Origin of the sequence: Protofrankia sp. CiP1_Cm_nod2 (assembly GCF_920664355.1) — a bacterium.
GTDB lineage: Bacteria > Actinomycetota > Actinomycetes > Frankiales > Frankiaceae > Protofrankia.
In genome coordinates, this window is sequence record NZ_CAKKTL010000352.1 from 1 (window position 1) to 3,805 (window position 3,805).

Genomic DNA, 3,805 nt, shown 5'->3' on the forward strand with positions numbered 1-3,805 from the left:
AGGCGGAGTGGGCGCACCCGGGCGGGGCCGGGCGTGCTGCGGAGCCGACGGGGCGCCCGGCGTGGCGCCCGGGCTGGCCGCGCGCGCCGCGGAGGGGTGCGGTGCCGGCGGCGTGCTCGGACGCGATGGGACGACCGGGCCTGAGGGCGTCTGGCCTGAGGGCGTCTGGCCTGAGGGCGTCTGGCCTGAGGGCGTCTGGCCGGCGGGCGTGGCCGGGGCCGCGGGGCCGTGCTGACGGGCCGGCCCGCCCGGGCGACCGGGTACCCGCGGGCCCGGGCGGGGCGGTGGCGGCCCTGGACGGGCACCTGGCACCGGCCGGGCGCTGTTGCCCGCGGGGGCTCCGCCGCGCCCGGCGGAGCGCTGCGCACCGGCGCTCTCGGAGGGGAACGACTCCTTGAGCTTGCGGACGACCGGTGCCTCGACTGTGGATGATGCCGACTTCACGAACTCGCCGAGATCCTTCAGTTTGGCAAGCACGGTCTTGCTGTCGACGCCGAGCTCCTTGGCGAGCTCATGTACGCGGGCCTTTCCTGCCACGGTGCTCCTTCGTTCGGCCCGCGGTCCGCCCGCGTGACCCTGGTTACCTGCTGGTCGTGATCATGGCTGCGTGCTCATCGCGCGGTCATCGCTGTCTCGACCTGCTTCCGTGTCGACATCGGGTGATGTCGTCCGATCTTCCGTCAGCCCCGCATCGGTGCGAGGCCTGTCCGTCCTACCGCTGCTCCCCGGCCGTGCGCCGCTGGACGAGGTGCGCCCTGACATGCTCAAGCCCGAGCGGCCCCGCGACCCGCAGCGCCCGCGGAAACGCCCTGCGGCGTTCCGCGAGGTCCAGGCATGCCAGATCGGGGTGCAGGTGTGCCCCCCGCCCAGGCATACAGCGGCGAACATCTGGTCTGAGCTCACCGCCTACCGCCACCGTACGCATCAGGTCCGACCGCGCCACCCGGGCACGACATCCCACACATGTACGGACCGGCTCCGCACGGCGTGCGCCCATCAGTCTATCTCGTTGCACCTGACGAGGGGCCGCCGGTAGCGGGAGATCTCCGTGGGAAGGACGGCGACGCGGCCCGCCGGGCACCCGCCTCCGCACCATCCCTTACCACTGCGTCACCAGCGCCTTCCGTATCCGAGTGTATGTCGATGCGCCACCCGGTCAGGCGTGCCGCCAGCCGGGCGTTCTGCCCCTCCCGGCCGATGGCGAGGGAAAGCTGGTAGTCCGGCACGACCACCCGCGCCGCGCGGACGGCGGGATCGGTGACCTCGACCCGCGCCACCCGCGCCGGTGACAGCGCGTTACCGACGAACGCGGCCGAGTCGGCGGACCAGTCGACGATATCGATCTTCTCACCGTGCAGCTCGGCCATGACGGCCCGCACCCGCGCTCCCATCGGGCCGATGCAGGCGCCCTTCGGGTTCACCCCGGCCACCGTCGACCGAACCGCGATCTTGCTGCGGTGGCCCGCCTCCCTGGCGATCGCGGCTATCTCCACCGTGCCGTCGGCCACCTCCGGCACCTCCAGCCGGAACAGGCCCTTGACCAGCTCCGGATGGGTCCGCGACAGGGTCACCGTGGGGCCGTGCACGCCCCGGGTGACGCTGACGACATAGCACTTGATCCGGTCCCCGTGCTCGAAACGTTCGCCGGGGACCTGCTCGGCGGGCGGCAGCACACCCTCGAGGGTGCCGAGATCGACCAGAACGACCTTCGACCCGGCCCGCTGCTCGTGGTGCTGGACGACGCCGGAGACGACCTCGTGCTCCCGGTCGGCATACTGCCCGTAGGTGATCTCCTGCTGGGCCTCGCGCAGCCGTTGCATGATCACCTGCTTGGCCGTCATCGTGGCGATCCGGCCGAAGTCCGCGGGGGTGTCCTCCCATTCCCGCGTCATCCCGTCCGGGGAGGTCTCGCGGGCGTACACCGCCACCTGCCCGGACGTCCGGTCGATGACCACCCGGGCGTCCGCGGCCGCCCCGTCGGTGTGCCGGTAGGCGGTCAGCAGCGCGGTCTCGATCGCCTCCACCAGGGTGTCGAAGGCGATGTCCTTCTCACGTTCGATGCCGCGCAACGCCGCCACGTCGAGTCTCATCGCTGCGCCTCCGCGTCCTGGGCCTCGCCGGCCGCGAGGACCTCGTCGCCTACAGGATGCTCGTCGCCCGCGGGATCCTCATCGCCGGTCGCGAGGTCCTCGTCGGCTGCGCGGAACTCCACCTGCACGGCGGCTCTGACCACGTCGGCAAAGGATATCCGCACCACGTCGCCGACGGCCGCGCGCCCACCCTCGGGCACCAGTTCGGCCGCCTGCTCGTCCGTGGCGCGCACCCGCCCGAGCAGCTGCCGGCCGTCCCGGGTGCGCACCGACACCAGCCGTCCGCGGGCCCGGCGCCAGTGCCGCGGCGCCACCAGCGGACGATCGACACCGGGCGAGCTGACCTCGAGGACGTACGGCCCGGCCAGCGGCGGGCCGCCGGCCGCCGGATCGGTCTCGGCGGCGTCGAGCACGGCCGAGGCCACCCGGCTGGCCTCGGCGGCCGCGTCCAGGTCCACTCCGCCGTCGCGGTCCACGACCACCCGGACCACGCTGCGGGATCCGGCCCGGCTGACGGTGACGTCCTCCAGGTCGAGCCCTCCCGCGGCCAGCGCGGGGGTGAGCAGGCGCACCAGCTCCGCCCGGGCGGAGCGGGGCCGGGTGTCCGGGCCTCGCGGCCGCGTCTGGGCGCGACGTCGCCCACCACCGGCATCGACGGCGGCGCCCCCGGCGTCGGCGGCACTGGTTGTGGCCACGGCGTCGCCCATGTCGACCCGCTCCTTTCTCGGATGGTGCTCTCCGGAGATCCTGAGCCTACGTCCGCCGTCGCTGTGACAAGCTGCTGGACCGTGAGCGTGACAGGTGCTGGCCGGCGGCCGAGCCGGCGGGGTGTTCTCGGTGCGCTCCCGCTGGCCGCGACGGCCGCGCTCACCGGCGCGCTCGCCAGTGAGCTCACCGGCTGTAGCTGGACCCGGTCGGCGTACGGCCCGGGCGGGCCTGGCGGCCCGGACACCGTCGACAACACCCTGCTCGAGGCGGTGACGCGGTCCGAACAGGGCCTGCTCGTCGCGTATGATCAGGCTATCCTCGCGCATCCGTCGATCGCCGCCACCCTGGCGGTGCTGCGTGCCCACCACGCCGAGCACGCCGGCCGTATCGGATCGGCAGTGACCGGCGGCTTCACAATCATGACCAGCCCACCGGGGACGCCCCAGCAGACCACAGTGCCCCAGCAGACCGCGGCATCCCAGCAGGCCACGGTCGCCGCGCTCGTCCAGCTGGAGCGGCAGGCCGCGGCTCTGCTGCGCGCCCGGTGCCTGACGGCGGCCGTGGGCGTCGTCCCCCTGCTGGCCAGCATCCACGCGTCCGAGCTCGCCCACGCCGACCTGCTCACCCAGCTGGCCAGGTGACCGCTGGTGACGGACGATCCGGGCACCGTCAGGGCGCTGTCCGGTCTGCTCGCGGTGCAGCACGCCGCCGTGTACGCCGCCGCCGCGGCCGGCGGCGCGCTGGCGCCGCTGCGGCCCGTCTCGGACCCGGCCCGGCTGCTCGCCCAGAGCGCCTACGGCGCCCACCGGGAGCTGCGGGACCGGCTGGTGGCCGAGATCCTCGGCCGCGGCGGCAGCCCGCCCGCGGCCGAGCCCGCGTACCAGCTGCCGGTGCCGCCCACCGGGCTCACCGGCGCGCTCGAGCTGCTCGCCGCCGTCGAGGACCGCTGCGCGGCCGCCGCGTACGACGCGCTCGGCGCGCTGGCCGGCGACCTGCGCGCGCTGGTG

General features: G+C 74.4%; 6 protein-coding genes. 2 read left to right on the plus strand and 4 right to left on the minus strand.

Annotated features, from left to right (window positions below; genetic code table 11):
* From NBW84_RS23145 to rimP, 4 genes are all read right to left on the minus strand, one after another.
* Positions 1-537, minus strand: a 537-nt coding sequence (locus NBW84_RS23145) for a translation initiation factor IF-2 N-terminal domain-containing protein (protein WP_250287378.1), incomplete at its 3' end; no start/stop codon positions are given.
* Between the two features lie 175 nt (positions 538-712).
* Positions 713-1,096 carry a YlxR family protein gene (locus NBW84_RS24660; RefSeq protein WP_445548520.1) on the minus strand — a complete coding sequence of 128 codons (384 nt, stop codon included), beginning with the start codon at positions 1,094-1,096 and terminating at the stop codon, positions 713-715.
* Positions 1,002-2,090, minus strand: coding sequence for a transcription termination factor NusA (gene nusA, locus NBW84_RS23155; protein WP_250287379.1), 1,089 nt, complete (start codon positions 2,088-2,090; stop codon positions 1,002-1,004). The genes NBW84_RS24660 and nusA overlap by 95 nt, the downstream gene beginning before the upstream one ends.
* Entirely contained in the window at positions 2,087-2,797 is a 711-nt protein-coding gene (rimP, locus tag NBW84_RS23160) for a ribosome maturation factor RimP (RefSeq protein ID WP_250287380.1), read from the minus strand. Before rimP ends, nusA begins: the two co-directional genes overlap by 4 nt.
* An 87-nt stretch (positions 2,798-2,884) precedes the next feature.
* Between rimP and NBW84_RS23165 the strand changes: the two genes are divergently transcribed.
* On the plus strand, positions 2,885-3,439 hold the full coding sequence (locus NBW84_RS23165; protein ID WP_250287381.1) for a hypothetical protein: 555 nt from the start codon (positions 2,885-2,887) through the stop codon (positions 3,437-3,439).
* A gap of 6 nt (positions 3,440-3,445) precedes the next feature.
* Positions 3,446-3,805, plus strand: a 360-nt coding sequence (locus NBW84_RS23170; protein ID WP_250287382.1) for a DUF4439 domain-containing protein, incomplete at its 3' end; no start/stop codon positions are given.